This window comes from Mesorhizobium sp. M7A.F.Ca.CA.002.05.1.1, assembly GCF_003998335.1.
GTDB lineage: Bacteria > Pseudomonadota > Alphaproteobacteria > Rhizobiales > Rhizobiaceae > Mesorhizobium.
The window spans coordinates 1-4,146 of record NZ_RZQI01000538.1; the positions used below are offsets into that span (position 1 = coordinate 1).

At 64.1% G+C, this 4,146-nt stretch carries 4 protein-coding genes and 1 pseudogene; all 5 read right to left on the reverse strand.

The window, feature by feature from the left end:
* Positions 1–168 (reverse strand): annotated as a pseudogene (locus EN939_RS23365) (sugar ABC transporter permease); the annotation flags it as partial.
* Positions 165–1,004, reverse strand: a complete 840-nt coding sequence (locus EN939_RS23370; RefSeq protein ID WP_127270008.1) for an ATP-binding cassette domain-containing protein — start codon at positions 1,002–1,004, stop codon at positions 165–167. The gene EN939_RS23370 and the pseudogene EN939_RS23365, both read right to left, overlap by 4 nt.
* A gap of 95 nt (positions 1,005–1,099) precedes the next feature.
* Complete coding sequence (locus EN939_RS23375) at positions 1,100–2,188, reverse strand: ABC transporter substrate-binding protein (protein WP_127270010.1); 1,089 nt, start codon at positions 2,186–2,188, stop codon at positions 1,100–1,102.
* 247 nt (positions 2,189–2,435) lie between these two features.
* On the reverse strand, positions 2,436–3,320 hold the full coding sequence (locus EN939_RS23380) for an AraC family transcriptional regulator (RefSeq protein WP_127270012.1): 885 nt from the start codon (positions 3,318–3,320) through the stop codon (positions 2,436–2,438).
* 334 nt (positions 3,321–3,654) lie between these two features.
* Positions 3,655–3,948: a DUF982 domain-containing protein gene (locus EN939_RS23385; RefSeq protein WP_127270014.1), complete on the reverse strand. Its 294-nt coding sequence runs from the start codon at positions 3,946–3,948 to the stop codon at positions 3,655–3,657.
* Between the last annotated feature and the right edge of the window lie 198 nt (positions 3,949–4,146).

Genomic DNA, 4,146 nt, shown 5'->3' on the forward strand with positions numbered 1-4,146 from the left:
GATGATGACCAGCCCGACGATCACCGGCAGCGAGCCGAGATCGCCCGAGCGGACCCGGTCGAAGAACCTGCGGATGGCGCCGCCGATCCCCGCCTCATGCTTGACGCGCACGTCGGCGCGGTCGAGCTGCGGCGGCACGGGGGCCGTCTGTTGCACGTCGCGGCTCATGGGCGTGGCTCCTGCGTTTGATCCTGTCGCGCCATTTGAGTCTGCTGGGTTTGGCGCCGCTCGGCGCGCCGCGACACCGAATTGTTCGACGCGCCGGTGATGGCGCTGACCAGTTCCTGGTTCGAGGCGTCGGGCGAGAAGATGCCATTGTTGCGGCCAAGCCGCAGCACGACGATGCGGTCGGCGACGGCGCGCACGTCTTCCATATTGTGGCTGATGATGACGACGCCGAGACCGCGGTCGCGCACCCGCTCGATCAGGTTGAGGACTTCCGCCGTCTGCGCCACGCCAAGTGCCGCCGTCGGCTCGTCGAGCAGGATGAGCTTGGGTTCGAGCAGCAGCGAGCGGGCGATCGCCACCGTCTGGCGCTGGCCGCCCGACAGCGAAGCGACCACTTCGCGCACGCTTGGGATGCGCGCCGATAGCTCGTTGAGCAGCGTCCAGGCGCGCACTTCCATCGCCACCTCGTCCAGCCGCAGCGGGTTGAGCTCACGACCGAGAAAGATGTTGGCGACGATGTCGAGGTTCTCGCACAGCGCCAGGTCCTGGAACACGGTGGCTATGCCGAGCGTCAGCGCCGCACTTGGATCTGCAAGCGTCACCTGCTTGCCGCGAAAACTTATCGTGCCTGAGCTCGGCTGATGCACGCCGGCCAGGATCTTGACCAGGGTCGACTTGCCGGCGCCATTGTCGCCGACCAGCGCCACCACCTCGCCGGCATGGACATCGAGATCGATGTCGGTGAGCGCCGAAACGGCGCCGAAATTCTTCGAAACGCCGCGCAGGCTGAGCACCAGCTCGCCTGCCGGAACCGGTTCGTCCGGGGTATCGATCATGCCAGGAAGCCTTTCAAAACCGGTTCAAAAATGTCGGATGAGCGCTGCCTGGCCACCGCGCGGTGGCCAGGCAGCGGAGCGGGCAAGGGTCGCGGTCAGTTCCCGATGCCCAGCTTCTTGCAGCCTTCCGCGTAACGATCGACGCAGAGTTCGGCCGCGGTGTTGATCTTCTTGTCGATGATCTCGGCCTTCAGGTTTTCCTGCGTCACCACGGCTGGCGTGAACAGCTGCGAGGGCGTGTCGTACAGCGTCATCTCGGCCTTCGGCGTCTCGCCCGAAAGCAGCTTGATGGCGATGTTGGCGGCCGCCGCCGCCACGATCTCGCTCGGCTTGGAGATGGTGTTGTACTGGTCGCCGGCGATGATCAGCTGCAAGGCCGCGATCGTCGCGTCATTGCCGGTCACCGGCGGCACCGGATCGACGCCGGCCGCCTTGAAGGCGGCGATGGCGCCGCCACCGGTGCCGTCATTGGCGGCAACCACGCCGAGGATTTTCGGCCCGAAGCGGGTGATCTGGCCGCCGGCCCATTGCTGCGCCTTCGGCGGCGCCCATTCCGGCGTGTCGTATTCGGCCAGGATCTTGTAGCCGCTATTGTCGAGGCCGGCATGGATGCCCTTCTTGATCAGGCCGGCCGCCGCGTCGGTCGGCGAGCCGTTGATCTGCAGCACACCGCCGCTGGCCGGATCGACCTTCAGCGCCTTCAGGTGCTCGACCAGCGAGTCGGCGATGGCCTTGCCGATGCCTTCATTGTTGAACGACACATAGAAATCGGCCGGCGCGGTCGGGATCGGCCGGTCGTAGGCGATGACCTTGATGCCCTGGCTCTGCGCCAGCTTGACCAGCGAGGCGGCGGCGGTCGAGTCGACCGGGTCGAGCACGATCGCCTTGGCGCCCTGCGAGATCACCGAGTTGAACTGCTGCTGCTGGCGCGAGGCGTCGGCATCGGCATTCTGGTAGAGCACCTTGCAGCCCGGGCACAGCTTCTTCATCTCGGCGGCGAAGCCGGGATAATCATGCTGCTCGTAGCGGGTCGAGGCCTGGTCGGGCATCAGGAAGGCGACGGTCGCATCGGTGACTTCGGCGGCCCTGGCGATCGCGGCGGTGCCGGCCAGCAGCGACAGCGCAAGGGCTGCCACACCGGCGGACTTGCCAGCGGACTTCAATGAAGATGAAAGTTTGGTCATTCGGTCTTCTCCGTTTCTGGATATGGTTGTAAGAAGGTCGTTGACTGCTTTGGTCTGAAGATACCTATCCGCCCTCGCCCAAACTGCATTGGGAACCGGGACCCGGCGCCGGCCTTTCGAGCCGCGCCGACAACCTCCGCCGACGGAGGAATTCGAGACAAGCGTTCTCCATCGCGAACCGCTCCACGCGGCTCACGTCGTCATGCAAAAGAAAAAATCCTCCCTTGGTTCCTCCCTGGCTCCTCCGTTAAGCGGCTTTTCCCGCGTTGATGTTGTCGGCCAGCAGGCGCCTGAAGCGCGAGGGCGGCATGCCCTTCTCCGCCAGGAACTGCCGGTTGAAATTGGACAGATTGTTGAAGCCGACCTCGTAGCAGATGTCGGTGATCGAGGCCTGCTCGTCGCTCATCAGGATCTGGCAGGCAAGGTTGATGCGCAGCCGCTTCACATACTGCACCAGCGACATGCCGGTGTGACGGCGAAACGAGCGTGAGAAAGCGCCGGTCGATTGGCCGGCGATGGCGGCGAGGTCCGCCTCGTCGAACAGCTGCGTCAGGTTTTCCCTGATATAGGCGAGCGCCTTATTCATGCCGGCGGTCATGTAGCCGGAGGGATCGGGCCGGTAGCTGGCGCTGGCCAAAAGCTGGAATTCCTGGGCGCGGCTGAGCAGGCCGGCGATCATCATGAACAGCTCGATGCGGCGCACACCTTGTGCCTGCATCATCTCTTCCATCAGCGGCGCCAGCGCCTTGCTGGTGCGGCTGGAAAACAGCACGCCGCGACGTGACGCCTCGAGCAGAGCCGTGAGCCCCGCCAACTCCGGCAGCACATGCATGGCATCGCCGATGAAACTTTCGGAAAACTGAATGATGCGGCCGCGCAGCGGGATCGAACTGTCCCTGGCGATATCGCTGACCCAATTGTGCGGCAGGTTCGGCCCGGTCAGCACCAGATTGCCCGGCTCGAACTCGCCGATGAAGTCGCCGACGAAATAGCGGCCGTTGGTGAAGATCACCTGATGCAGTTCATATTCGGGATGGAAGTGCCAGCGCACCGTATGGAAGGGGTAGCCGTGCGACCACGCCTTGAAGGACTCACCGCGTCGTATCTGGACAACTTCCAGGTCCGGTTCCATGTCCGTTTCCTCCCGGGCCGGCACGGATATTTGCCGCGTTCGGCCCAATTCCCTAAACCGGCCGAATTGGTTTCGGCTCTGCATTTCAAGAGCCAAGGTACCGGCTCATGACAACAGGCGCCACCACGATTCAAGACAACGGATGATACTTTTTTAACCGGGAGGCGGCGCTCAGAAGCGCTATTCGGGCAGAACAGGTCAGTCTTGCTGACGCGTTCGCTCAATGACCAACGACAATGCCGCCCGCCCGGAAAGGAATTCCGGCGTCTCCGTGTTCGCCTGGCTTATCGCAAGACCATGGTCTTCAGGCGCTGTGCAGCGCCGCATCGTCAGTTCACCTCGTGCGCAGCGCACCACCGGCCGCCGTCGCGAGCGGCGTAACCATCTCCGGCACCAATATGTCGTGGCGGCGCGCGAAGCTGACCAGCGTGGCCCGCACCGTCTCCGGATCGATCTCGCCGACGATGCCCGCCTTGCAAGCGTTGAGTGCGACGGCATGGGCGCCGTTGCGGCCGGCGCTCGGCCAGTCCTGCAGCAGTGCGTAAGCTTCCATCACGCTGTCGATCTTCCTCGGAAAGCCCATTCCGACCAGAAGTGTGACCGGTTCCTCAAATTGCCCGTGATTCATGGCTTGTGCCTCCTCTCGATTGTTCAGGGCCTGTAGCGGGCCGAGCACCGGGAGCGCGGCCCGCCGCGAATAGGTGAATGGACTGGCCGATTTCCGTTCAGCCGCTGCCGGCGGATACCTCGGATGTTGCCGACACTTGCTGCGCGGCGAGGAACATCAGTGCCGACGCCGCGCAGCAAGTGTCGGCAACATCCGAGG